This window comes from Sphingobacterium sp. SGR-19 (genome assembly GCF_011043555.1).
GTDB lineage: Bacteria > Bacteroidota > Bacteroidia > Sphingobacteriales > Sphingobacteriaceae > Sphingobacterium.
The window spans coordinates 1-23,441 of the sequence record NZ_JAAKGS010000009.1 but is presented as its reverse complement, the minus strand read 5'-3'; the positions used below and the strand labels follow the sequence as shown (position 1 = coordinate 23,441).

Sequence of the window (23,441 nt, the reverse complement as noted above, 5' to 3'; positions counted from 1 at the left end):
CTCAGGTTGTTGTTTGTTTTTCTAAAACCGCTTTATTTACGAGCTGTTTGATAGTTTTATCGCCCTTATGAAAAAATGCCCGCAAATTGTTGTTCATAATAAAAGCGTGGTGATCTTCCACCTCATGGGTCGCTCCAGCGATATGGGGTGTTGCCAATACATTTTTGTGATGAATCATCTTGTAATCTATTTCATCGGGAGGTTCATTGTAAAACACATCCAATACGGCTCCACGAATCTGCTCTGCTTCTAACAACTCCAAAAGATCTTCTCGATTGACCACGGTGGCACGGGCCGTATTCACAAAAATGGCGTCTTTCTTCAATAAGGTAAGATATTTCTTGTCAATCATACCTTTGGTTTCAGCCGTAACCGGCAAATGGATTCCTACTACATCACATACGGAAAACAATTCGTTTAATTCCACTTTTTTATATACTGGATTGGGATCCTCATAATAAGGGTCATAGTATAAAATCTCCGATGGAAAACTCGACAACATCCGTGCTGTATACTGTCCTACAGCTCCAAATCCGACCATTCCAACTTTTTTACCCGCCAACTCATTTCCTTTAAACTGTAGATACGAGGTATGCGCCCCCTCGCCCCAATTCTTGCCCTCTAGCCAATCAATTGCTGGCAATGTATTTCGCATAAGCGTAATCACATTCGCAATAAACATCTCGGCCACCGCCTGTGCATTTCTTGCCGGTGTGTGGAAAACCGGAATCCCTAGCTCAGTAGCCACGTCCAAATCTATGTTGGAAGGTGTACCTCGGCAGATACCTACAAATTTTAGCTGTGGATTAGCGCGTAAAACATCTGCTGTAATCTCGTCGTGTTCGGATATTAACGCATCCGCTTTTGTTTCTGCTAATAAAGCTTTTAATTCCGTTGGATTATATGCCCGTCCGTGAGGCTTCCATGACCTATAGATGATTTCATCAAATAACCCCTCTAATTCTCGAAGCGCTTTTTCATTCTCGTAAGGCGCTGTAAGTAATACTTTCATCATTATCCGCTAGTGTTTAATCTTATATTCTTATACAATTTCGTTCACTTCTTTCAATTCCGTTACTTTATTTATAGTGATAAACTTGGTTAAGATAGCGCTCAGCACATAAAGCCCCGCCAATACCCAGATGACACCTGCACTACCAATCATACCGATCAGAATACCCACCAGTGCAGGTCCAACAAATACAGGGAGCCCTGCTCCTAAATTCAAAATAGCCATAGCCGCGCCTTTGTCTTCCTTGACTAACGAAGGCACCAAAGCCGATAGAGGTACATATCCAGCCAACAACGCACCCCATGCTACACCTGCTGCCATAACCGCCCAATAGCTCCCGTCAAACCATACTGGCGCATAGTAGAACAAAACAGTAGTGATCGCACACCCCACACCGCCAAACCACATAATGGTATTTTGCCACCCCATCCGATCACCAACAAAGCCAAAAATCAAATTGAAGATGATGTTACTTGTAAAAATCGTCCCCCATATTTGCAGCCATTCTTTTGTTGTAAAACCATGTTCTGCCATATACAAAGGAAGAAATACTGGAAAAGCAAACTGTGCTGTTGTATTGATCACACGTACAATCCCACCCAGCAATACCTTAGGTTCCTTTTTTACAATGGTAAGTCCATTGGCCAATTCTCTCCATTTCGATCCTCGGGAAGCCTTTGTTTCGAATTTATCTTTATTGAGTACTAACGCGAAAAATGCACCTACTAAAACCCAGAATATGGAACTCCATAATGTATTTTCGTAGCCTAGACGCCCTATTGCCCAACTGGAATAATAAGCCCCAAGTACGTTCAACCCTCCCGTGAAAACAAACCAAAACCAGCCGACTGCTCTTCCCAACATATGCTGTGGTGTACGGTACGTAACCCATACCATAAATGAATAGGCAAAGAGTGGATATCCAAAACCACGGATGGCATAGAAAAACAACATCGCTCCATAATCTAGTTTTGCCATCCCGATACCGACAAACCCGAGGGTCCCAATGATGTAAAGGAGTAAGCCCATAAGCATCGCTTTACGCGGCCCATAACTCTCCGCCAGAACACCCGAAAACCAGGATGAAATAGCTATCGTAATGCCATATACGGTAAAGAGGGTAGCGGACTGTTGAATGTTCATTCCGTGTTCGATAAGATAGGGACTTAACCAACCCTGCTCTACCCCATCTCCCATCATGAAAATTAAAATACCCAAATAGCCCCACCCTAAATGGCTGGGCAGCCCTGCTTTGTTTAAAAGATTTTGGTTCTGTGTCATCAAGAAAAGATTTATAACGGTATTCTTACATAAATACAATTCAAATATAAGAAAATAAAAGATTATTAAACAAAATAAAATTGAAATAAAATGATTTTTAACTTTAAAATATTAAATAGTTAACATTATGTTTAATTTCACATACAAAGTCTTATTTTTGGTTTTAGATAAGGACTATATGCAATAGGCTAACTCAAATGAGCGCAACGATGGACATGAAAAATATTACAGATAGGCATGGATTTATCATAAACCATATCAATACACACGGTCGTGCAACCATTAATGAGTTGACGGAACTCACGGATGTTTCAGGTGTAACTATTCGTAAAGATTTAAAAGTTTTGGAAGAAAAGGGATTGCTTTACATTACTAGAGGGGGAGCCTCTATCAACAACCCTTACTCTAGCGATCGACCAATTCAAGAAAAAGCAACGATTAATGCAGACCAAAAGAATAATATCGCACGCGCTGCGGTTAAACTTATTGGTTCAAACGATTCGATCATCATCGGATCCGGAACAACGGCTTATTGTATAACACAGCACCTTCATCCCTCCACCCCTCTAACGGTTATAACGCCCGCCATAAAGGTAAGCTTAGAGCTTTGTGATCGCCCGAATATCGAGGTGTTACAACTTGGCGGCGTCATTCGCAAAAATTCTTCTTCTGTCGCCGGCTTTTATGCAGAATACATACTCGAATCCTTATCAAGCGCACTCATCTTTATTGGAGTAGATGGCATTGATCTGAATTTCGGTTTTTCTATAAGTAATCTCACTGAAGCAAATATTAACCAAAAAATGATCAATACCTCTCAAATTGTGGTCATTGTCGCCGATAGTACGAAATTCGGGAAACGAGGAATAGGTAAAATCTGCAATATTGAAGATGTAGACTATGTCATTACAGATAATAAAGTACCAAAAGAATATGTCAGCGCACTGGAAGAAGCGGGAATACAAGTTATTATTGCATAAGAGGCAATGGGCTTCTCCCATTGCCTCTTATATTTCATTATAAAAAGGCTTATTTTACATTATAGTAATAGACAGTTCGTCCGGCGCTGCCTGCTTCATCTTGTCCCTCAACAACCACTTTATATCTGCCATTACCATCACCATTGTAAAAATTCAGCGTAGCATTACCCTCATCGTCCAAAACTACATCCGGATTCCAATAGATAGTTGTCCGATAATCGTTTGTATTTTTACTATCCGGCGTATCGTATTTCGGCGCATAGAATTGTCTTTCTTTTACATACCCGAGAGGTACCATATCAATGACATTTGTCTTCGGCAGCATACTTTCAATTTCAGCCAGCGACATCCGAGGTTGCTTACTTTGATCTTTCTTTTTCGTCATGATCGAAACGACACCATCGTTTTGGTAAACCCTGCTTACTGTTCCCAATTCATCTCGTAAAAAAATCTCGATGGCTTCAATGTCTGAAGGGATAATAGAATTTAAAGCAGGCTCGTCAATCGGCATACCATCTAAGAAAAATTGCACCGGCACTCGGCTTCCCTGGTTATAGTTTCTTGTAATATGGTATTTTAAGGTCTGGTTGTCATAGGTGATACCTGTCAACATCGTTGTTAAACACATAGTCAGCACATTACACCCCGACAGACGCTCCCCCTCTATGCGATGTTCCGGCATGGATAGACCGGACAGGGACGAAAATTCCTTACTGGTAACCATTTTCCGCTGAACGCCAGTAACCTGGACTTCATCGATTAAAATAGAGGTCCTATATTCATTCTTACTATTCGTTAAGTAAGCTTTCATTTCTTGATCAATGTTTGGCACATTATCGCTGGCATAAGGATTTCCCTGATCTATTCCCGGGAAATACGTCTGATCCATATTAATGACCAAATTTCTAAAGTTATCATTACCCCGAGCATTTATGGTTACTTTGGAAGAATCTGGGAATACCAAGTTCTCGAACGTGAATCTTCCTTGGTTGTCTGTATAAGCATCCTTCCGTATGTTTCGTGAAGGAATCGATAACAACAGCCCTCCGTTGGGTTGGGGGCGTCCCGTATTCAATCGTAATATTCCCGAAAGCGTGATCCCCTGCTCTGGCATAAACTGGACCTGCGGAAGCTTTTCGGCAATCAATTCATCATATGAAAATCTTCTGAATCCTTGCGTCATCAATAACGCGTTTAACGCCTCTTCTCTGTTTTCATTTTCCGGATTAAAATAGTAATTCGGTTGCTCTACATAGCCTTTGAGGTCGGACGTTAATAAATAATTGCTCAAAATACCCAGCTCCTTGTCATCGTTATAAGGCACTTTTGCGTCATCAATCACCGCTACCGAATAATTACTTTTTAAGGAGTCTATGACGGGCACCTGCAGTGTCAATTTTACACCCTCCTTTTTCGCATAGGTTGTTTTATCTGTTTTTACACTTATATTTAGTACGGGTTGAGATTGATTTAACACTAGACGTTCGCTCAACAATTTTCCATCCGGTTGCATGATCGACAGTTGTACGATACCATTTGGAAGTTTATCCTTCGGGAGGCTTATCAATACCGAAGAGTTTTTTAAAGTAGCCTGCGCAGCGTACACCAAATGTCCGTTTGATTGTCCTAACACATAAAATGGTTGATTTGCCATTTTTTCATAATAGGCGTCATTTGCAATTAACCCCATCTGTAGCGAAGCATCATCTTCGCTATGCAAAACTACGTTAATTCCTTCCGCTCTGACTTCGGGAAGGTCATATGTTCGTTGTTCACCGTTTTCAAAAGTTACCATCGCCCTATAATGCTCACCAGTGACCGGCATGAAGTCAATTGCGCCCATACCAAATGCGATGTCTTTGAAAGAAGCAACTTCTTTCTTTTTACTGTCGATAATCTTACCCTGTACTTTTAAACCTTTACCTGTAGAGCCGACTGCTTTAAATGCTAACTTTTTGGACACGCCAGCAAGAAGATCACCTCCTTCGGGAAAAAATTGTACATCCGCATCCCATAAAGCGTGCTGTAAAGAATAGCTGCCCACTAAATCGGGATCCGTTTTGTCCCCCTCAATCTTTACATTTAACCTTCCTTTTTTTAGGTACTCTTTATCTTTTATCGTGAGATTGATAGTTACGCGCCCCATATCATCTGTCTCACCTTTTCCTTTGCTAAACGGATCCCAACCATCAATAGCTTCCCACGTCAGCTTTCGCCTTCCTAGCAGGTTCCCTTCTCTGTTCCTAAACTGTATGGTAGCTTTCGTCTTATTGCTACCCTCCGGTGTATAAGTAATTTCAGCTCCTAACTTTTTATTGATTGCGTCACCCACCGGCACAATCTTGTTGTAGAAATAAGCATTATCAAAATTTGCCATCCATTTCGTGTATGCTCGAAAACGATAATTATCCTGTGCAATAAATTGCGGATCCAAAACTAATTGCCCTTTTCCATTACTGTTTTTAAGTGGTACACGTAAGGTTTGTATCAACGAGTCTTTGCTCGTTAACATTTCCACGTAAACAATCTTACTCGGGCTGTATTCAAACAGATTATGTTGTAGATACGCTTTGAACCACAAAGTATCTCCTACAGCATAATAAGGCTTATCAAAATGTAAATGCACTTTCTCCACCGGATAAACTCCGAAATACTTTTGTACCCGTTCGACCACCGTATTGATAGGTATCGCAGGTCGTTCTTGGGTAAATCCATTTTTTGTTCCAAAGAGGAAGAAAATAACAAATAAGAAAATAAAAAGCTTCTTCATTAATATACAGTTGTTTCGAGGAGTTAAAGATATTTATTTTTTTCCGAAAATATATGTTTCCGGCTAGGTTTAACACCTTATAACAATGGAGCAAGCAAACGGCATACAGAATCGAGACCCCGTTTCCATACATTCCGTTTTTTCCACTCAGACAAGGTCATGAGCTCACAATCTTCTTTATCGCGCTCGAATTGCGCTTCTAACTGTCTACAAACAGTTTCATCAGAAACAACTGCGGCTATTTCATAATTGATATAAAAACTGCGTGTATCTAAATTGACTGTTCCGATATAAGAAAGCTTTCCGTCTATATTGATCGTTTTCGCATGGATAAAACCTTTTTTATAAAAATAAACCTTTACTCCTCGTTCCAACAGGGGTTTAATAAACGAAAGACTAGCATGTTGCACGATATAGGAGTCCGATCTTTCTGGCAGCATCATTTCTACTTCCAAACCCGAAGCCGCTGCCACCTTTAAAGCTGTTGATAATTCATCGCTCGGCACGTAATAAGGTGTAACAAGTTGGATTTTTTTGTCAGCCTCTCCCAATCCAACAAGAATGGCCTCCATATTGAAAGGCCCTAATGAACCTGGATCACTCTCAACAAAGGAAACTGCCGCATTTCCTTTTTTATCTTCGTCTGGCATTTGATGGAGAAGATATCCTTCATTCAATTGGAAAGGCGTCCCATCCGCTAAGTTCCAGGAATTCCAAAAACTAATCTGGAGCATCGCCACGGCCGCCCCCCCTATCTTTAACGAAGTATCACGCCAAAAAACAAGGTTATTGTTTGCTGGATCGTTAATGTACCTGTCTGAAATATTGATTCCCCCAATGTATCCTATTTCCCCATCTATAACGGCTATTTTACGATGGTTCCGATAATTGCTACTTCCCATAGACGTAAAAGTCACGGGGAGAAAGCGGCGGTATTCAAAATTTAAATCCTTTTGGCGTGCCAAATGTCTTACTAATGTTGGTGAACCAATACTATCAACCAATAGACGAACAAAAACCCCTTCTCTGGCCTTTTCTTCCAAAATATGCAAAACTTCCTTGCCGATTGTATCCACTTCGAAAATATAATATTCTATATGAATAGAATGGCGAGCTTCACGTAAGGATTTTAGAAAGTCTGGAAACTTTCCTTCACCATTGATAAGCAACTTCGCGCTGTTTCCAGTCGTTGGGGATGACAAGCGTTCATTTTTCAAAAAAGTAAATACCCTAGAAAGTGTCCCTATTCTGTCGTTGATACGCGCAATATTTTGTTCCATGTAGGGTTCTAGACGGTCCCATTCTTTCTTCAAGCGCAACGTCTGTGCATCGTTTACACGTCTGAGACGTCTAACCTTATTAAATTTTTGTCCAAAAAAATAATAAATTAGAAGACCAATAACAGGCAAAAAAACAATGACCAAAATCCAAGATAATGTTTTTGTAGGATTTCTATTTTCTATTAAAATAGTACTGAGCACCCCCAAATACAAAAAAACAACTGGTATCCAATACCATTGTTTTAAAAAATTGAGGAGTTCTTGTGTAAATTCCATATCTTCATCAAAATCCATTAAAAATAGTGCTTTTGCATGAATTAAATGCTAATTAGTTTACGTTAAGAATTGTTAAACAAACAACTATTCCACATAAAAAACGTTATAATTGCACGTTACCTGTAACTAAACCGTTACAAAAAAAACAGGTTTAAAAAGACATAATGCAAACGATGAATATAAAAAAAAGAAAGTTAAAGGTAAAACAAATTGCATACGCATTAATAGCTATGACCACGACAGTTTTTTTCACAAACTGTAATACAAGCAAATCAGAAGATACTGCAAATAAACCCTTAGCTTTACCGGTACATACAGTAGATACAAGTAGTGCCGTTACGGTAAAAGATTATCTAGGAACCATTGAAGGCAAGGTAAACGTGGAGATCCGACCACAAGTTGAGGGTATATTGCAGAAAATATATGTGGACGAAGGGCAATATGTAGAAAAGGGTCAAACGTTATTCAAGATAGATGCTTCGGTATATCAGGAGGGTCTCAATAACGCGGTAGCGAATCAAAATGTTGCAAAAGCAAGACTAGAAAACGCCAAGTTGGAAGTGGAACGTTTAAAACCATTGGTAGAGAACGATGTCATATCGGAAGTTAGACTTCGGAAAGTAATGTCCGACTATGACGTAGCCAAAGCCTCACTCGATCAAGCTGCTGCAGAGGTAAGAAACGCTGAAATTAGCAAAGAATTTACCATCCTAACAGCCCCTGTTAGTGGTTATATCGGTCGGATTCCGAAAAGAATAGGAAACCTCGTTTCCAAGGGTGACGGAGAACCGATGACCGTATTGTCCGATGTGCAGGAGGTCTATGTTTATTTCTCTATGAATGAATCAGATTTTTTATACTTTTCTAAAATAAAGGCACGGGAAGATAGTCTACTGGGCATCAAAAGTTCCAAAAACCGGCTCGTTTTCCCTGAAGCAACCCTAATTCTTGCCGACGGTGAGGAATACAGCAAAAAAGGTATAGTCGATGCTATCGACGGCCAAGTGGATCGAACTACAGGTGCTATATCTTTGCGCGCATCCTTTCCAAACGAAGACAATATTCTAAGAAATGGGAGTACAGGTACGCTAAAAATTTCAGAAACTAAAAAAGGGGTTATTCAAATTCCACAAGTCGCCACCAGTTCTTTACAAGACAGGACATTTGTGTATATCTTGGATGATAACAATCAAGTGGAGCGCCGCTCTATTAAAATAGAGGGCACCAGTCGAGACAACTATATTGTCTCTGGCCTGAATATCGGAGATAGGGTATTACTTTCTGGAATAGATAAAATTACGGACGGTTCAGTCGTAACTCCTATTTCCCAATAATTGCGGATGTTCTTCATTTGCAATCTCCTCTCACCAGATTGATTTAAAAGTATAGTTCAATGCTAAAAACATTCATAAATAGACCGGTGCTAGCCACCGTAGTGTCCTTGATTTTAGTTATTTTGGGCCTTGTCGGGATGATGACGCTTCCTGTCAGCAGGTTTCCCGAAATTGCTCCTCCCAGTGTTGTAGTATCTCTGAGTTATCCTGGAGCAAACTCCGAAACCGTAGCAGAGAGTGTACTGCTCCCTGTGGAGGAGGCCATTAATGGTGTTGAAGACATGACCTATATCCGGTCTACAGCGACCAATTCTGGATCGGGTAGCATACAAGTATTCTTCAAGACAGGTACTAACCCAGATATTGCGTCGGTCAATGTACAAACCCGTATTTCCAGAGCTATATCCACTATCCCGACAGAAGTTAACGAGAACGGTATCATCGTACAGCCAAGACAGAGTGGAGCCATCATGACGATAAATCTTTATTCGGATCATAAAGACTCTATCTATGATGAGACATTTTTACAAGCGTATGCACAAATTAATATGATTCGCCCACTTTTACGAGTGGATGGTGTCGCACAAGTTGCAAGAATTGGCGCACGGGACTACTCTATGCGCGTTTGGTTGAATCCTGAAAAATTAGCACTTTATAATCTAGTTCCACAAGATATTACAAAAGCTTTAAGTGACCAGAATTTCGAGATGGCACCCGGTAAGTTTGGAGAGGCTACGGACGAAGTTTTCGAAACGGTTATTCGGCATAAGGGGCGTTTTTCGCAGCCCGAAGAGTTTGAAAATATGGTCATTAAGACCAATGTCGATGGATCTATCCTATACTTGAAAGACATTGCCCGCATTGAGTTTGGCGCTACAAACCTAAATAGCGACAATAAAGTGAATGGGTATCCTGGGCTAACACTTAATATTACACAAACGAGCGGTTCCAATGCACACGCCATCGACCAAGAGGTACGGAAAGTACTAGAGGAAATATCGGTCGCCTTCCCAAAAGGGATACATTACGAAATATCCTATAGTGTGCGGGATCAAATTGACGAGTCTATCAACCAAGTAAAGCATACGCTTTTTGAAGCTTTTATTTTGGTATTTATTATCGTGTTCATTTTCTTACAAGATTTCCGTTCCACGTTGATACCGGCGATTGCTATCCCGGTATCCCTTGTCGGTACGTTCTTCTTCCTGGGCCTGTTTGGCTTCTCTTTGAATGTGCTCACGATGTTTGCACTCGTCCTCGCCATAGGTATCGTGGTCGACGACGCCATTGTAGTTGTGGAAGCGGTTCACCAAAAAATGCATGAGACAGGTTTGAAAGCAAAAGAAGCCACTATTCAAACGATGTCTGAGATTACAAGTGCTATTCTATCGATTACGATGGTTATGGCTGCAGTATTTCTCCCCGTGGGTTTTATGAAAGGTCCAGCAGGTATTTTTTATCAACAATTTGCTTACACATTGGCTACGGCTATATTGATATCGGCTGTTAATGCACTGACTCTTTCCCCCGCACTTTGCGCGTTGTTGCTCAAGCCAGTGCACCCACAACAAATAGAGGACGAGAAAAAATTAAATACGTTTCAAAAATACAAAAAGAGGTTCTTTGACTCTTTTAATACAGCTTTCGATAAATTTACCACCAAATATCTTTCTGGAGCAAAGTATTTATTGGATCATAAAAAGATTGCCTTTTTAGGATTGGCCATCGTTACGCTCATTGGAGTCGTATTCTTGACGAATACGCCACGAAGCTTTATCCCTACAGAAGACGATAGTTTCGTGACTTATTCATTGGCTATGCCTCCCGGTGCATCCCTATCTAGAACCACTGCGGTATTGCGCAAGGCAGACAGTATACTAAAGAAGCGAGAAGATATTGCGGGAATGACAACCGTATCAGGTTTTAATGCACTGGACGGAGGAGTTAGTCCGGCGTTTGCAGCAGGCTATATCAACCTAAAACCGCATAAGGAACGGACAGACATTAAGTCCATAAACGCGTTTATGGATACTATCCGGAATGATTTGTCCCAAATCGATGAAGCCACATTTACCGTCTTCCCACGACCTACTGTACAAGGTTTCGGTGAATTTGCTGGACTCGAACTGGTATTACAGGATCGTTTGGGGGGAGATATTCGTGACTTCGACCTCGTTGCCGATACATTTATCCGCCAGATCAACGAGCTCCCCGAAGTAGGCAATGCATATACAACGTTTAAATCTAATTTCCCACAATTTGAAGCAGATATCGATGTGGTCAAAGCAAAAAGTCTCGGTGTCGATATTCGCGAAATGATGAGCACCATCCGTCTGTACTTCGCCCGTGTAAACGGTGGGGATTTTAACCGTTTCGGCAGGACGTATCGGGTATATTTGCAAGGCGATTTTGACTTCCGAACCGATCCAGAATCATTGAACTCTATTTTTGTTCGAAACAAAGATGGCAACATGGTGCCGGTGGGGACATTGCTGACACTAAATAAGGTTATCGGTCCCGAATCCGTTTCACGTTACAATTTGTATAATTCCATCACGGTGAACGCTACCCCAGCTACGGGATATAGTACCGGGGATGCAATGGCCGCTATCGAACAGCTTGCTACAGCAGAACTACCTGCGAACTATGGTTATGAATGGACGGGAATGGCATATGAAGAAAGCCAAGCCGGCTCACAAACCATCCTTATTTTTGGGCTCTCGTTTATCTTTATTTATTTCCTTTTAGCGGCTCAATATGAAAGTTATATTCTTCCCTGGGCAGTCCTGTTGTCTGTTCCAGTAGGGTTAATTGGGGTGTTTTCGACAATTTGGATAGTAGGTTTACAAAATAATATTTATGTACAAGTAGGATTAATTATGCTGATTGGTTTGCTGGCAAAGAATGCCATCCTTATCGTTGAATTCGCTATACAACAACGTAACAAAGGTATGAGCATTTACGACGCAGCCATCATGGGTGCAAAATTACGCCTCCGTCCTATTCTTATGACCTCTCTCGCTTTCGTAGCTGGGCTCGTGCCATTAATGTGGACGGTCGGTCCATCGGCTATTGGAAATCATTCCATCAGCTTTAGTGCCGCAGGTGGGATGCTTTCGGGCGTAATATTTGGTATATTTATTATCCCTGTCTTGTTTATGGTCTTTAAGACATTAGATGAAAAAGTAAGACAGAAACTAAAATCTTCTGACGAATAACGCATGAAACTTATGACACTGAAAAAACTGGTATATATTACGGCGGTATTGGTCAGCTTATCAGCATGCAAAGTCGGTAAGCGGTACGTCCAACCGGAACTAAATCTCCCGGAAAGTTTTAGAGGGGATACACTGACCTATCAGCAGGACACGATTACTTTCGCACAGGTTCCCTGGCGTGATTTTTTCAACGACCCGCAGCTGATAGCACTTATTGATACGGCACTTGTCAACAACTATGATATGCGAACGGCGTTGAAGAATATTGAAATTGCCAATCGTAATCTAGGACAAAATAAATTGGAATATCTTCCTTCCATAGATGGTAATATCGCTACCGTAAATAGACAGTATCGGTCAAGAGACTTTTATGGAAATCCATCATCGAGATGGTACGGCGAGGAAGAGGCGCCAGACAATCTTTTCAACTATCAATCACAATTTGCTACGGGATTAGAATTTAGTTGGGAATTGGATATATGGGGACGAATCGCTCATCAGCAAGATATTCTAAAATCAGATTTTTTAGACTCTTACGAGGCAAAAAATGCCATCCAAACCCGTCTAATTGCAGATGTTGCCAAAGGGTACTTTAACCTTATTATGCTCGACGCTCAAATTGAAGTTGCCAAGCGTAACCTACAACTTAATGACAGCACACTGCGCATGATCCGCCTGCAATACGATGCCGGCGAGATTACGGCATTAGCCATTCAGCAAACGGAATCTCAGCGACTGGTCGCCGCTTCACTGATTCCCGAGTTGGAGAAAGAAATCGCCCTACAGGAAAATGCACTGAATATTTTAATAGGCGAGATGCCAAATGTTGTAAGTAGAGGGTTCAAAATAGACAGCTTGATGAACACCGAAAACAGCATCACCTTGGGCGCTCCTCTAGAGATTGTCAGGAATCGGCCCGACATTAAACGGGCAGAGTATGCACTCATTGCGGCCAACGCTGAAATGAATATACGACAGATTATGCGTTATCCTCAGCTTTCCCTCAGCGGCGTATTTGGTGTGAACGCGATGCTGCCGAAAAATTGGTTTAACATTCCAGGAGCTCTTCTAGGTGGTATTGCTGGTGGAATAACTACTCCCGTCTTTCGAAACGGCCGATTAAAAAATGCCTGGGAAGTGGCGAAAATCGAACGCGAAATGACAGAGTTGGAGCTACAAAAAGCAGTCATGGAAGCGGTACATGAAGTATCGAATACTGTCATTACGATAGAAAAGCAGAAAGAGCAAATCGAACTCGCTAGAAGAAGAGTGGAAAATTCCGAATTAGCTGTTAGAAATGCATCGTTATTATTTATGAGTGATTATGCAACTTATCTCGAAGTAATTACTGCCCAAAGCAACGCCCTTTCCAGTGAACTGGCACTAGTAGACGTTAGACAGAGACAACTGGAAGCTTATGTAGATTTATATAGGGCGCTCGGTGGCGGATGGCAAGAACAGGTACACGACCCCTATTAAGCGCAATTAATGGCTCCATCTACATGTAATAGCGGACTTAGATAAGGAATATCTAGGTTCGCTCCCCGTAAAATAAACCAAATGCCCAGGACTAAATAAAGAAACGGCAGTACACGATTAAATCCACGTTTAAAAATGGGTTTGGAAAAACTTCCGGCAAAAGATAGGATGAGAAGTAAGGGCAATGTTCCCAAGCCAAAAAGAATCATAAAAAGAAAACTATTCGTTAAAGAATCGGCGTTCATAGCCGATGCCAACGCCATATAAACCATACCACATGGCAAAATCCCATTTAAAGTTCCTGCAACAAAAGAGCCTCCCGGTCTATAAAGCCATCGCCCCATATATTTCGTGAACGGCTGAACAGCCCTTGTTTGAAAATGGGTTAACGCTCGTGTATTTTTCGCGAATAGATAAAACATACCGATTGTCAGAAGTAAAATCCCCACAGTTATACTCAATCCCTTTTGCCATCCTTGTACGGTGGCCACACTTCCCAGTACGCCTAATAAAAGTCCCATCATTCCGTAAGTGAGAATGCGTCCAGTTTGATAAAGTACACGGTTGAAGACGACTTCCCACGACAGCCCCATTTGACTATTTATAGCGATTAATAACGGTCCACACATAACAGCACAATGTACACTCCCGAAAAGTCCCATAAAAAATGCCAAATAGTTATACATCATTGTTTTTAAAAGTATAGATTATGGTCCGAAGTATAAGGTATTCCGTTTAGCTCCCAAGAAATTTCCAGACGCCAACTTCCTCTTTTAAAGTTGTCCACCGGTAATCTATAATCCTGCCCCTCTGTTACAAAAGGCAACGATATATCCAACATACTGTCGGATGGTCGCATAAAGATAAGGTCGCCGCGATTATGCGGTTTACTAAACATAATATACAAGGTATCATTTCTGACGTTTACCGTTGGACGGGCATGATCATCTAACAAATTCTGCTTACGTTGGTAAACTTCATCATAAGATAAACTTTTTTCATAGTAATCCTCATCTTCCAACGTATCCGTATTCTTAGTTACCATATATATTCCCGCGCTGACAATAAATATGATAAAAGCCCCTAACCCCAATACAATCTTTAGTCCCCAGTTCATGTTTATCCCTATTTTTTATTTGGAGGAGCTATAAAGGTCGTCTTTAAAGTCTCCATTACCTTTCCATCGGAAACGATGTTTATTTTTACATTCTGTTTATATTGTTCAATTTCTCTCTTATCCATCAGCAAGAAAAAACTCAATGTCGCGCTTCCCTCCTTTTTCAAGTCACGGATATTGTTGACCATCTGCACATCAACTTTGTCGTCGACACTTTCAATATTAAATTGTATATCTTTCCCAGATTTATTCAGCAGCTCCAACGTGTATAAGTTACTGACTTTTCCGTCTTCACGAAGCTGATGAGAACTTCCTGTTGCACGCAATAAGCGTCCGTCTATCTCTGAACGGCTAAACAATAAGAAACAAAACATCACAGTCAATACAACCAATATAGCAGAATAAGCGATAGCACGCGTATTATTCTTCTTATCTGCTTTTCTTTCTCCGGATAGGTCATCCATAGAATAAAAACCAATGAGACGCTTGGGTTTTCCTATTTTATCCATAACGGTATCGCATGCGTCGATACAGGCTGTACAGTTGACGCATTCTAACTGGGTGCCATTACGAATATCAATACCTGTCGGGCAAACATGTACACAAAGTTTACAGTCGATACAGTCGCCATGTTCCGTATCATTTTTTTTTAGTTTCCCTCTCGGCTCTCCCCGATTCATATCATAAGCTACCGTTAGACTTTTCTCATCCAGCAATACTCCTTGAAGCCGACCATAAGGGCACAACGTTGTACAAACGATCTCGCGCACATGTGCGAATACACCGTAAAAAGCAAAGGTAAAGATAATAATAGATGCAAAACCCACGATATGCTGATCCACGGGATCGGCCATAATGTTATATAGCGCATCGACACCGATAATATAGGCCAAAAAGATATTCGATATGAAAAACGAAATGGTAAAGAAAATCGTATGTTTCAATACCTTTTTCCAAGCTCTCGCATCCGAATCAGGACCTTCATTTAATTTCCGCTGTTGTATCCAATCCCCCTCAATAACGTATTCGATACGTCGAAATATCAATTCCATGAAAATGGTCTGCGGACACGTCCAACCACACCAGACTCTACCGTAAACCGCTGTAAAAAGAACGATACCCACCATCATAATCAGCATGCCGAAAACGAAGATATGTAAATCTTGCGGATAAAAAACCGAACCAAAAATCGAGAATTTTCGTTCTATAATATTAAACAATAAAAAAGGATTCCCGTTGATTTTGATAAACGGAGCGGCAAAAAGGAACAGCAGTAGTGAGTAGCCTACCCACTGTCTGTAGTTGTACAATTTACCACCGGGCTTTTTTGCATAAATCCATTGACGCTTCTCTTTACCAGAATTTGTACCGGCACTATTTCCGCCTACTACTGTTCCCATGATTATTTTACCATCTAATTGCTAAAAAGTTAAAGCGTGAAAAAGGACCTCTCTAACCCGCTAACTTCAAAATAAAAGCTTAACTACACCTCATTTTCAGCGGTCGCTTGTTCTGCTGATGCATCAGCACTTTCCTTTTCCTCACTCGCTTTCGGTGTCACTTTTTCTCCTTGCGGTTCTTTGGGGTTCGGTGGGTTTGTACCCATCAAGGTAATAATATAATTACTTACTTCTGCGATTTGTCCCGGTGTCAACGTTTGCTCCCAAGGCACCATTCCTTTCGCCGGAACGCCGTATTTGACCACGGCAAAAATATCTTTAATATCACTCCCATGTAGCCAATATTCATCAGTCAAATTTGGACCAATTCCGCCTTCTCCCGCATTTCCATGACAAACTGCACAATTCGCCATAAAGATTCCCTTACCCGATGCTGCCAATGTACCGGTATCGTCAATTTCTATCGTACTTTCGTCAATCAGATTTGCTGATTGTGCTAAAAATTCCTGTTTCTCCCTTTCCGCCAAGGCCATTTCTCGTTGATACTCCTGGTCTTGATTAGGTCCCCATCCGAAAACGTGGTACACGAGCAGGTAAACCACCCCAAAAGTAATTGTAGAATAGAATAAAGCATTGAACCACGCTGGAACCGGATTATCCAGCTCCTTGATACCATCGTATTCATGGTCGATCTCCAAATCTTTTTCCTCTTCGATTGGTCGCAAGCTTAATAACCGAGCCAAGATCGCCTGCCAATTTATCTTTTTAGTCTTTCTCGTCCGTTGTTCAGCTGCCAATTGTGGCATCGTTAAGGTAATAATCGATTTCATTGCCTTATTTACCACCAATGCTGACGCTAAAAGAGCTATCATGACAATGATGAGGGCGATAATAAGAATATCGTTGTATATATTTCCCGACCCAAAGACCCATTCGGATGCTTTTGTAGTGGTTTCGGCTGCTAATAATAATGTATTCATAAATCTTTATTTCTGCAATGATTGGTCATTCTCCTTTTCCGATTCCCCATCGTCAAAAGGAATATCTTTCATGTGATCGATATGATCTTTTTTCATCCAAAATAACATACAAGCCACCAGTACAAAAAATACCAGAAAGACCCATAACGATGCGATTAGATAAATCTCATCTCCATTTAAATTTGTTATTTGCTTAAACATAAGTCCTCCTTTTAATTATCCGATAACACAATCTCATCAGCTGATTCCGGTACTTCAGCCTTAATATCTTTACCCAAACGCTGTAGATAAGCTATCATAGCTATAATCTCACTGTCAGATCGAACTTCCACTTGGTTCGCAGCTAAATCCGCTGTAATCTCATCTGCCTGCTTTTGCAAATCTGTCAATGCATTTTGGATTTCCTCCTGTGAATAAGGCACTCCTAACACACGCATCGCATTCATCTTCTTATCCAAAAGATTGTTGTTCAATGTCTGCTCGATTAGCCACGGATAAGCAGGCATGATACTTCCCGGAGAAGTGATGGTCGGATCCAGCAAATGGTCAAAATGCCATTTATTCGGATATTTGCCTCCAAGACGATGTAAATCCGGTCCTGTACGTTTAGAGCCCCATAGGAATGGCATATCGTAAACAAATTCTCCTGCCTTACTATACTCACCATAACGTGCAGTTTCCGAACGGAAAGGCCTTACCGTTTGTGAGTGACAGTTAACACAGCCTTCCCGGATGTATAAATCGCGCCCCTGAAGCTCAAGTGCGGTATAAGGTTGAACCGAAGCAATTTTGGGCACATTACTACTAATCGTAAACGTCGGAATCATTTCCACAATACCACCAATAAGGATAGCAACCAAGGCCAATACCATGAATAAAACAGGTTTACGTTCCAAACGACGGTGTTGAGTAGGCTCTCTTGTCACCACAGGTTCCAAAGCCGGTGCTTCCGCAGCTTCGTTGGCAACCAGTTGTCCCGCCTTCATCGTTTTAATTAAGTTATACGTCATAATGATAACGCCCGTTAGGTACAACGCACCACCTACAGCGCGCATCATGTGCATCGGAAGAATTTCCAAAGTTGTAGCCAGGAAGTTTGGATATTTCAGTACACCTTCCGGGGTAAACTCCTTCCACATCAAACCTTGTACAACAGCTGCCCAATACATAGGTATAGCATAGAATAAAATTCCCAATGTACCGATCCAGAAGTGGACATTCGCTAATTTTTTCGAATACAACGGTGTTTTATAGATTCTTGGAATTATGAAATACAAGACAGCAAATGTCAAGAAACCATTCCACCCCAATGCACCTACGTGCACGTGTGCAACGATCCAGTCTGTAAAATGCGCAATTGCATTAACTTGCTTTAAGGATAGCAGAGGACCTTCAAAAGTTGCCATACCGTAAGCTGTCAACGCTACCACCATAAATTTCAGCATGGGTTCCGTACGCACTTTATCCCAAGCTCCACGCAACGTCAGTAATCCATTAATCATACCACCCCAGCTTGGAGCTATCAGCATGATGGAGAATACAACTCCCAACGATTGAACCCATGAAGGCAATGAAGTATATAGTAAATGGTGAGGTCCTGCCCAGATATAAATAAATATCAACGACCAAAAGTGAAGGATACTCAATTTATAAGAGTAAACCGGGCGGTTGGCCATTTTAGGTAAGAAGTAATACATCATACCCAAATAAGGTGTGGTCAGAAAAAAAGCAACTGCGTTATGCCCATACCACCACTGGACCAGGGCGTCTTGAACCCCGGCATATACATAATAACTTTTCCAGAAACTAATAGGAAGCTGAATAGAATTCACAATATGCAATACCGCGACGGTTACAAAGGTTGCAATATAAAACCACACCGCTACATACATGTGACGTTCACGCCGCTTAATGATCGTGCCGAACATATTGATTCCGAACACGACCCAAATTAGAGTAATAGCAATATCGATAGGCCATTCCATCTCCGCGTATTCATGCGAAGATGTATACCCTAACAGTAAGGTAACTGCTGAAGCCACAATAATTAATTGCCAGCCCCAAAAATGAATTTTGCTCAAGAGATCACTGAACATCCTTGCCTTTAGTACGCGTTGCATGGAGTAATACACTCCCATGAAAATAGCGTTACCCACGAACGCGAAGATAACCGCATTCGTGTGTACAGGGCGTACCCTGCCAAACGTCGTGTACTGCGTCAGAAAGTTCATCTCCGGCCAAATCAATTGCGTGGCCGCGAGCAGACCGATGGACATTCCCACCAGGCCCCAAATAATTGTGGCGACTCCAAAGTCACGCACAATCTTGTTATCATAATTAAATTGCTCAATCTGCATACTCTAATAGTTGATTTCTGCAGCAAAGGTAGAGGATCATCTATGGCAATGTAATGACGCGTATTTTATAAAAAAATGACACTTATCACTTCTTAACTATCGGAAACCATCATATATCATAAACAAAAAGACCTTCTTTTTTGAAGGTCTTTTTGTTTTATCACTTACAGTCTATAGATTATAGCAAATTCTGTTCATTTGCATGTTGATACCTATCGTACGTTTTGGCATAACGTTTATACCCGTGTTTATAAGGATTTTCTATCACCTGTTTCATCGAAACAAGTTTATAAACATAAGAACCGGTCTCTCTATTTAAATTTAAATTATAATAGTCCTTTGTACCCTGTCGGCGTATCGTATTCTTTAAACTGCCACCACCCACATTATAAGCTGCGGCGACTAACGTCCAATCATTAAATTCCTTATATAGACTTTTTAAATAACGCGCGGCAGCGTGTGTAGATTTGATCAAATCCTTACGTTCGTCTATGCTACCGTTAACCGTCAAGCCGTAAAGTCGAGCAGTAGCCGGCATAAATTGCCAATAACCACCGGCTCCTTTATGGGACGTTATCCGGGGATTCATGTCGCTTTCTACAAGAGGCACGTATTTAAAATCCTCAGGAATTCCATACGATTGTAATATAGCTGCTATTTTTGGTAAATGTTTCGCTGCCTTTTTATGCAAATCATACGATTGCTGTTTGCGAAAAGAAAAATTTGCTAGATATCTCTCAAATTTTTTCTCTACCCTGGGGTTGTGTAGAGGAACCTGTTCATCTGCAAACACGACGGAGCGATAATACGCTTCTTTTTGTTTCTCCGGCGATAAGGCTATCGCTTGCTTTTGTCTCTCAACCTGTTCCATTAAAACTTTCCGTATCGGATCCTTTTTGGAGGTTGAGTTCGGGGTGGAGTGTAGTTTTGACAAAATCATCACAGACAAAACTACACTGCAACACAGTACTCTTTTTTTTATCATTCAATCCCTTACTGCTATCTATCCACGAAATTAAGATCAAATACTTAAAAGCGATCAAACATAGCTTGGTTCAATTTCAGCCTGCGAAAATACGAAAAATTTGCCTACTGTCCAAACTATCGTTTGGTCAACAAATTCCTTATCGGCGGAAAAACATCTTTTATTATCCATAAAATACATTTTTTAGGGGCATTTTTTTTCCTGAGCCCAAATAAAAAAGCTACCTTTGTAACTTAATTATTTACAAAATATGCCATTCAATAACAAAAGGAACAGTCGCGACGACAACTCCAAAAAAAGCAGAAGTAACTCCGAAAGCTTCCGCTCAAAAAATGCTCGTTCACAGCGACCATCTTCAACAAATGATGTTAGAAAAACTAGATTTGAAGAGGAAGACAACAAAAAATCAAGTCCATTTGCCAAGTTTGAAAAGAAAAATAGAAAAGACGACTCCAATCGCTCTTTTAACAAAATAGACAAACTGGTTAAGCGGAACACGGAACGTCCTTTCCAAAAGGATGGAAAAGGCGCCTATAACGCCCCGAAGAAATTTGATAGGCCAGGGAAAAGAGCTTTCAATCGGTTTGATGACGAAAATAAAGGCAGATACGAAAATCGAGATAAATACAAAAACAAAGACTCAAAGGACTCATATAAAACATCATATCCAAGAAAAAAAATAGCTACCACGGAACCTAAAGACGATGGTCTGATCCGTCTAAATCGTTATATTTCCAATGCAGGTGTATGTTCACGTCGTAAAGCGGACGAATTAATCCAGTCGGGAGTAGTCACTGTAAATGGCGAGGCGGTCACGGAGCTAGGAACTAAAGTGGATCCGGCAAAAGATGAAATAAGATATAATGGAGAGCGGTTAAAACGCGAAAAAATGGTGTATGTTCTTTTGAATAAACCAAAAGACTTTATCACTACCACCGACGATCCACAAGAACGAAAAACCGTTATGCAGCTCGTAGCAAAAGCTTCGAAAGAACGGATTTATCCGGTAGGACGCTTAGATAGAAATACTACTGGACTATTATTGCTTACAAACGACGGCGCACTTGCAGAAAAACTTTCCCACCCTCGAAACAATATCAGTAAGATATACCACATTGAGCTAAGCAAAAATTTAACACAAGGCGATTTTAATAAAATACAATTTGGTCTTGAATTAGAAGACGGGTTCATCAAACCTGATGATATAAGCTATGTGCAAGGAGGAGGCAGAAACGAAATTGGTATCCAAATCCATTCTGGAAAAAACCGGATTGTAAGACGTATTTTTGAATCATTAGGCTATGAAGTCCTTAAATTGGATCGTGTTGTTTACGCCAATCTAACAAAAAAAGACTTGCCACGTGGAAGATGGAGATATCTAGAGGAAAAAGAGCTCATACAATTAAAGCATTTCATTAAATAGGAATCAGTATAATGGCTGCCTTATGATAATAATAAGGCAGTTTTTTTGGTATGGGTTTTATTTTTTACTTTTGGCTTTTAAACTTTTGACTTTAAAATATGACAGATCCTAAAACATTAACTTCCGTAGCAGAATTTCATAAAACCTTTCAACACCCTATTCTGGAGGAGCCAACCATCCCTTCGGAAGTACGTTGCAATCTACGTGTTGCTTTAATAGCGGAAGAATTAAAAGAATTACAGGAGGCCATTGAAGACAACGATATTGTAGAAATTGCCGACGCGCTATGCGATATCCAATATGTACTTTCAGGTGCCGTTTTGGAATTTGGATTAAAAGACAAATTTAATGCCTTGTTTGAAGAAGTACAACGCTCTAACATGAGCAAAGCATGTAAAACAGAAGAAGAAGCAAAAGCGACCCAAGCCCATTACCTCGCTAAAGGTATTAATTCTTACTATAAAGAAATCGATGGACTATTTTTAGTTTATAGAGAAGGCGATAACAAAACGCTCAAATCCATCAACTATTCTCCCGCTGATTTAAAGGGTATCTTAGGAAAATAGAGACTTCCCTGTTTCACCCCCCGGCTTTCCAAACCTTTGTCAATGTGTGTTTGTATCTTTGATTTTGGGAAGCCCCAATTGGGTGCGATTAACAATTCTCTATCCGCAATACCAAAAATACGTTGAATGATGATGTCGGGACGTAATAAAGGAATAAATTTGGCTAAAAAATCCGTATATTCCTCTATGGAAAACAACTTAAAAGGCTCCCGTTTATATTTCACTCCCATAATGGAACCTTCTACAATATGAAGGTGATGTAGTTTGATAAATTTTATGTGCGGATGCCTGTTGATTTCGTCCGCATATCGCAGCATCATTTCCTCCGTCTCCCAAGGGAAGCCAAAAATGGTATGTACACATAAATCTAGTTTTGTATTTTGAAGCATGCGCATAGTCGAAAGGAACTCGTCATGTGAACAACCTCTATTAATCTGCTCCAGTGTATCATTGTAGATTGATTCCATTCCCATCTCCAAATCAACATCAAAACGATCTGTATAAGATTCCAATAAATTAATTTTTTCAAAATCCAAACAATCTGGACGTGTGCCGACCGACAAACCTAGCGTATTTTCAGGATCTATACTTAAAGCTTCGTCATACATCATCTTTAAAAGATGCGTAGGTGCATAGGTATTGGTATTGGGTTGAAAATAAATAATAAACTTCTCAGCGCCATACGAATTCCGCGCTCGCATTATACCATTTTCAACCTGTTCTTGAATAGAGGGTATTTTACGGGCAGTATCAGGTGTGAAAGAGTCCACGTTACAATATGTACAACCGCCATAGCCTTTACTACCATCTCGATTAGGACACGTAAAATCCCCGTCCACAATAACTTTAAACACCTTTTGTCCGTCATACTTTTCTTTTAAGTATGCCCCATAATGATTATACGGTTTTATTCCGCTATCTAGTAAAGTAGCCATCTCTTGCAAAGATAAGAATTAGTACTGAGTGATGAGTAATGTGTAACA

At 40.6% G+C, this 23,441-nt stretch carries 18 protein-coding genes; 6 read left to right on the top strand and 12 right to left on the bottom strand.

Features of this window, described 5'->3' with window-relative positions:
- Position 1 precedes the first annotated feature (1 nt).
- Positions 2 to 1,015, bottom strand: coding sequence for an NAD(P)-dependent oxidoreductase (locus tag G5B43_RS15440; protein WP_240904887.1), 1,014 nt, complete (start codon positions 1,013 to 1,015; stop codon positions 2 to 4).
- Between the two features lie 27 nt (positions 1,016 to 1,042).
- The gene (locus G5B43_RS15435) at positions 1,043 to 2,293 is read right to left on the bottom strand and encodes an MFS transporter (protein ID WP_165295706.1); all 1,251 of its coding nucleotides are present in this window, start codon (positions 2,291 to 2,293) and stop codon (positions 1,043 to 1,045) included.
- A gap of 197 nt (positions 2,294 to 2,490) precedes the next feature.
- On the opposite strand from G5B43_RS15435, the gene G5B43_RS15430 reads away from it, so the two are divergent.
- Positions 2,491 to 3,273, top strand: a complete 783-nt coding sequence (locus tag G5B43_RS15430) for a DeoR/GlpR family DNA-binding transcription regulator (protein ID WP_240904886.1) — start codon at positions 2,491 to 2,493, stop codon at positions 3,271 to 3,273.
- 49 nt (positions 3,274 to 3,322) lie between these two features.
- Here the strand turns inward: G5B43_RS15430 and G5B43_RS15425 are convergent, their stop codons facing one another.
- Positions 3,323 to 6,043: a carboxypeptidase-like regulatory domain-containing protein gene (locus G5B43_RS15425; protein WP_165295705.1), complete on the bottom strand. Its 2,721-nt coding sequence runs from the start codon at positions 6,041 to 6,043 to the stop codon at positions 3,323 to 3,325.
- Between the two features lie 77 nt (positions 6,044 to 6,120).
- Positions 6,121 to 7,617 (bottom strand): cardiolipin synthase, encoded by a 1,497-nt coding sequence (cls, locus tag G5B43_RS15420; protein WP_165295704.1) that lies wholly within the window; start codon positions 7,615 to 7,617, stop codon positions 6,121 to 6,123.
- A gap of 212 nt (positions 7,618 to 7,829) precedes the next feature.
- On the opposite strand from cls, the gene G5B43_RS15415 reads away from it, so the two are divergent.
- From G5B43_RS15415 to G5B43_RS15405, 3 genes are read left to right on the top strand one after another with little or no spacing between them, the layout of a single operon-like run.
- Positions 7,830 to 8,933, top strand: coding sequence for an efflux RND transporter periplasmic adaptor subunit (locus G5B43_RS15415; RefSeq protein WP_206367392.1), 1,104 nt, complete (start codon positions 7,830 to 7,832; stop codon positions 8,931 to 8,933).
- A 59-nt stretch (positions 8,934 to 8,992) separates the two neighbouring features.
- Positions 8,993 to 12,151 (top strand): efflux RND transporter permease subunit, encoded by a 3,159-nt coding sequence (locus G5B43_RS15410; RefSeq protein WP_165295702.1) that lies wholly within the window; start codon positions 8,993 to 8,995, stop codon positions 12,149 to 12,151.
- Between the two features lie 12 nt (positions 12,152 to 12,163).
- Positions 12,164 to 13,630 carry an efflux transporter outer membrane subunit gene (locus G5B43_RS15405; protein ID WP_240904885.1) on the top strand — a complete coding sequence of 489 codons (1,467 nt, stop codon included), beginning with the start codon at positions 12,164 to 12,166 and terminating at the stop codon, positions 13,628 to 13,630.
- On the opposite strand, the gene G5B43_RS15400 is transcribed toward G5B43_RS15405, so the two are convergent.
- From G5B43_RS15400 to G5B43_RS15370, 7 genes are all read right to left on the bottom strand, one after another.
- Entirely contained in the window at positions 13,627 to 14,319 is a 693-nt protein-coding gene (locus tag G5B43_RS15400; protein WP_165295700.1) for a sulfite exporter TauE/SafE family protein, read from the bottom strand. The two genes, G5B43_RS15405 and G5B43_RS15400, sit on opposite strands and share 4 nt — an antisense overlap.
- A 5-nt stretch (positions 14,320 to 14,324) precedes the next feature.
- Complete coding sequence (locus tag G5B43_RS15395; protein WP_165295699.1) at positions 14,325 to 14,747, bottom strand: FixH family protein; 423 nt, start codon at positions 14,745 to 14,747, stop codon at positions 14,325 to 14,327.
- A gap of 8 nt (positions 14,748 to 14,755) precedes the next feature.
- Positions 14,756 to 16,147, bottom strand: a complete 1,392-nt coding sequence (ccoG, locus tag G5B43_RS15390; RefSeq protein WP_165295698.1) for a cytochrome c oxidase accessory protein CcoG — start codon at positions 16,145 to 16,147, stop codon at positions 14,756 to 14,758.
- Positions 16,148 to 16,230: 83 nt separating this feature from the next.
- Positions 16,231 to 17,127 carry a cbb3-type cytochrome c oxidase N-terminal domain-containing protein gene (locus G5B43_RS15385; RefSeq protein ID WP_165295697.1) on the bottom strand — a complete coding sequence of 299 codons (897 nt, stop codon included), beginning with the start codon at positions 17,125 to 17,127 and terminating at the stop codon, positions 16,231 to 16,233.
- A 6-nt stretch (positions 17,128 to 17,133) separates the two neighbouring features.
- Positions 17,134 to 17,328 carry a hypothetical protein gene (locus G5B43_RS15380; protein ID WP_130139505.1) on the bottom strand — a complete coding sequence of 65 codons (195 nt, stop codon included), beginning with the start codon at positions 17,326 to 17,328 and terminating at the stop codon, positions 17,134 to 17,136.
- A gap of 11 nt (positions 17,329 to 17,339) precedes the next feature.
- Positions 17,340 to 19,484, bottom strand: coding sequence for a cytochrome-c oxidase, cbb3-type subunit I (ccoN, locus tag G5B43_RS15375; RefSeq protein WP_165295696.1), 2,145 nt, complete (start codon positions 19,482 to 19,484; stop codon positions 17,340 to 17,342).
- 178 nt (positions 19,485 to 19,662) lie between these two features.
- Complete coding sequence (locus tag G5B43_RS15370) at positions 19,663 to 20,355, bottom strand: lytic transglycosylase domain-containing protein (protein WP_240904884.1); 693 nt, start codon at positions 20,353 to 20,355, stop codon at positions 19,663 to 19,665.
- 364 nt (positions 20,356 to 20,719) lie between these two features.
- On the opposite strand from G5B43_RS15370, the gene G5B43_RS15365 reads away from it, so the two are divergent.
- Complete coding sequence (locus tag G5B43_RS15365) at positions 20,720 to 21,892, top strand: pseudouridine synthase (protein ID WP_165295694.1); 1,173 nt, start codon at positions 20,720 to 20,722, stop codon at positions 21,890 to 21,892.
- A 98-nt stretch (positions 21,893 to 21,990) separates the two neighbouring features.
- Positions 21,991 to 22,458 carry a nucleoside triphosphate pyrophosphohydrolase family protein gene (locus tag G5B43_RS15360; protein WP_165295693.1) on the top strand — a complete coding sequence of 156 codons (468 nt, stop codon included), beginning with the start codon at positions 21,991 to 21,993 and terminating at the stop codon, positions 22,456 to 22,458.
- On the opposite strand, the gene G5B43_RS15355 is transcribed toward G5B43_RS15360, so the two are convergent.
- Entirely contained in the window at positions 22,419 to 23,393 is a 975-nt protein-coding gene (locus tag G5B43_RS15355; RefSeq protein WP_165295692.1) for a TIGR01212 family radical SAM protein, read from the bottom strand. The two genes, G5B43_RS15360 and G5B43_RS15355, sit on opposite strands and share 40 nt — an antisense overlap.
- Positions 23,394 to 23,441: the final 48 nt, after the last annotated feature.

What these genes read in the sequence shown, in the direction of transcription:
- G5B43_RS15440 (WP_240904887.1), bottom strand. Translation starts at nt 1,015, where the DNA reads ATGATGAAAGTATTACTTACAGCGCCTTACGAGAATGAAAAAGCGCTT.
- G5B43_RS15435 (WP_165295706.1), bottom strand. Translation starts at nt 2,293, where the DNA reads ATGACACAGAACCAAAATCTTTTAAACAAAGCAGGGCTGCCCAGCCAT.
- G5B43_RS15430 (WP_240904886.1), top strand. Translation starts at nt 2,491, where the DNA reads ATGAGCGCAACGATGGACATGAAAAATATTACAGATAGGCATGGATTT.
- G5B43_RS15425 (WP_165295705.1), bottom strand. Translation starts at nt 6,043, where the DNA reads ATGAAGAAGCTTTTTATTTTCTTATTTGTTATTTTCTTCCTCTTTGGA.
- cls (WP_165295704.1), bottom strand. Translation starts at nt 7,617, where the DNA reads ATGGATTTTGATGAAGATATGGAATTTACACAAGAACTCCTCAATTTT.
- G5B43_RS15415 (WP_206367392.1), top strand. Translation starts at nt 7,830, where the DNA reads ATGACCACGACAGTTTTTTTCACAAACTGTAATACAAGCAAATCAGAA.
- G5B43_RS15410 (WP_165295702.1), top strand. Translation starts at nt 8,993, where the DNA reads ATGCTAAAAACATTCATAAATAGACCGGTGCTAGCCACCGTAGTGTCC.
- G5B43_RS15405 (WP_240904885.1), top strand. Translation starts at nt 12,164, where the DNA reads ATGACACTGAAAAAACTGGTATATATTACGGCGGTATTGGTCAGCTTA.
- G5B43_RS15400 (WP_165295700.1), bottom strand. Translation starts at nt 14,319, where the DNA reads ATGATGTATAACTATTTGGCATTTTTTATGGGACTTTTCGGGAGTGTA.
- G5B43_RS15395 (WP_165295699.1), bottom strand. Translation starts at nt 14,747, where the DNA reads ATGAACTGGGGACTAAAGATTGTATTGGGGTTAGGGGCTTTTATCATA.
- ccoG (WP_165295698.1), bottom strand. Translation starts at nt 16,147, where the DNA reads ATGGGAACAGTAGTAGGCGGAAATAGTGCCGGTACAAATTCTGGTAAA.
- G5B43_RS15385 (WP_165295697.1), bottom strand. Translation starts at nt 17,127, where the DNA reads ATGAATACATTATTATTAGCAGCCGAAACCACTACAAAAGCATCCGAA.
- G5B43_RS15380 (WP_130139505.1), bottom strand. Translation starts at nt 17,328, where the DNA reads ATGTTTAAGCAAATAACAAATTTAAATGGAGATGAGATTTATCTAATC.
- ccoN (WP_165295696.1), bottom strand. Translation starts at nt 19,484, where the DNA reads ATGCAGATTGAGCAATTTAATTATGATAACAAGATTGTGCGTGACTTT.
- G5B43_RS15370 (WP_240904884.1), bottom strand. Translation starts at nt 20,355, where the DNA reads ATGGAACAGGTTGAGAGACAAAAGCAAGCGATAGCCTTATCGCCGGAG.
- G5B43_RS15365 (WP_165295694.1), top strand. Translation starts at nt 20,720, where the DNA reads ATGCCATTCAATAACAAAAGGAACAGTCGCGACGACAACTCCAAAAAA.
- G5B43_RS15360 (WP_165295693.1), top strand. Translation starts at nt 21,991, where the DNA reads ATGACAGATCCTAAAACATTAACTTCCGTAGCAGAATTTCATAAAACC.
- G5B43_RS15355 (WP_165295692.1), bottom strand. Translation starts at nt 23,393, where the DNA reads ATGGCTACTTTACTAGATAGCGGAATAAAACCGTATAATCATTATGGG.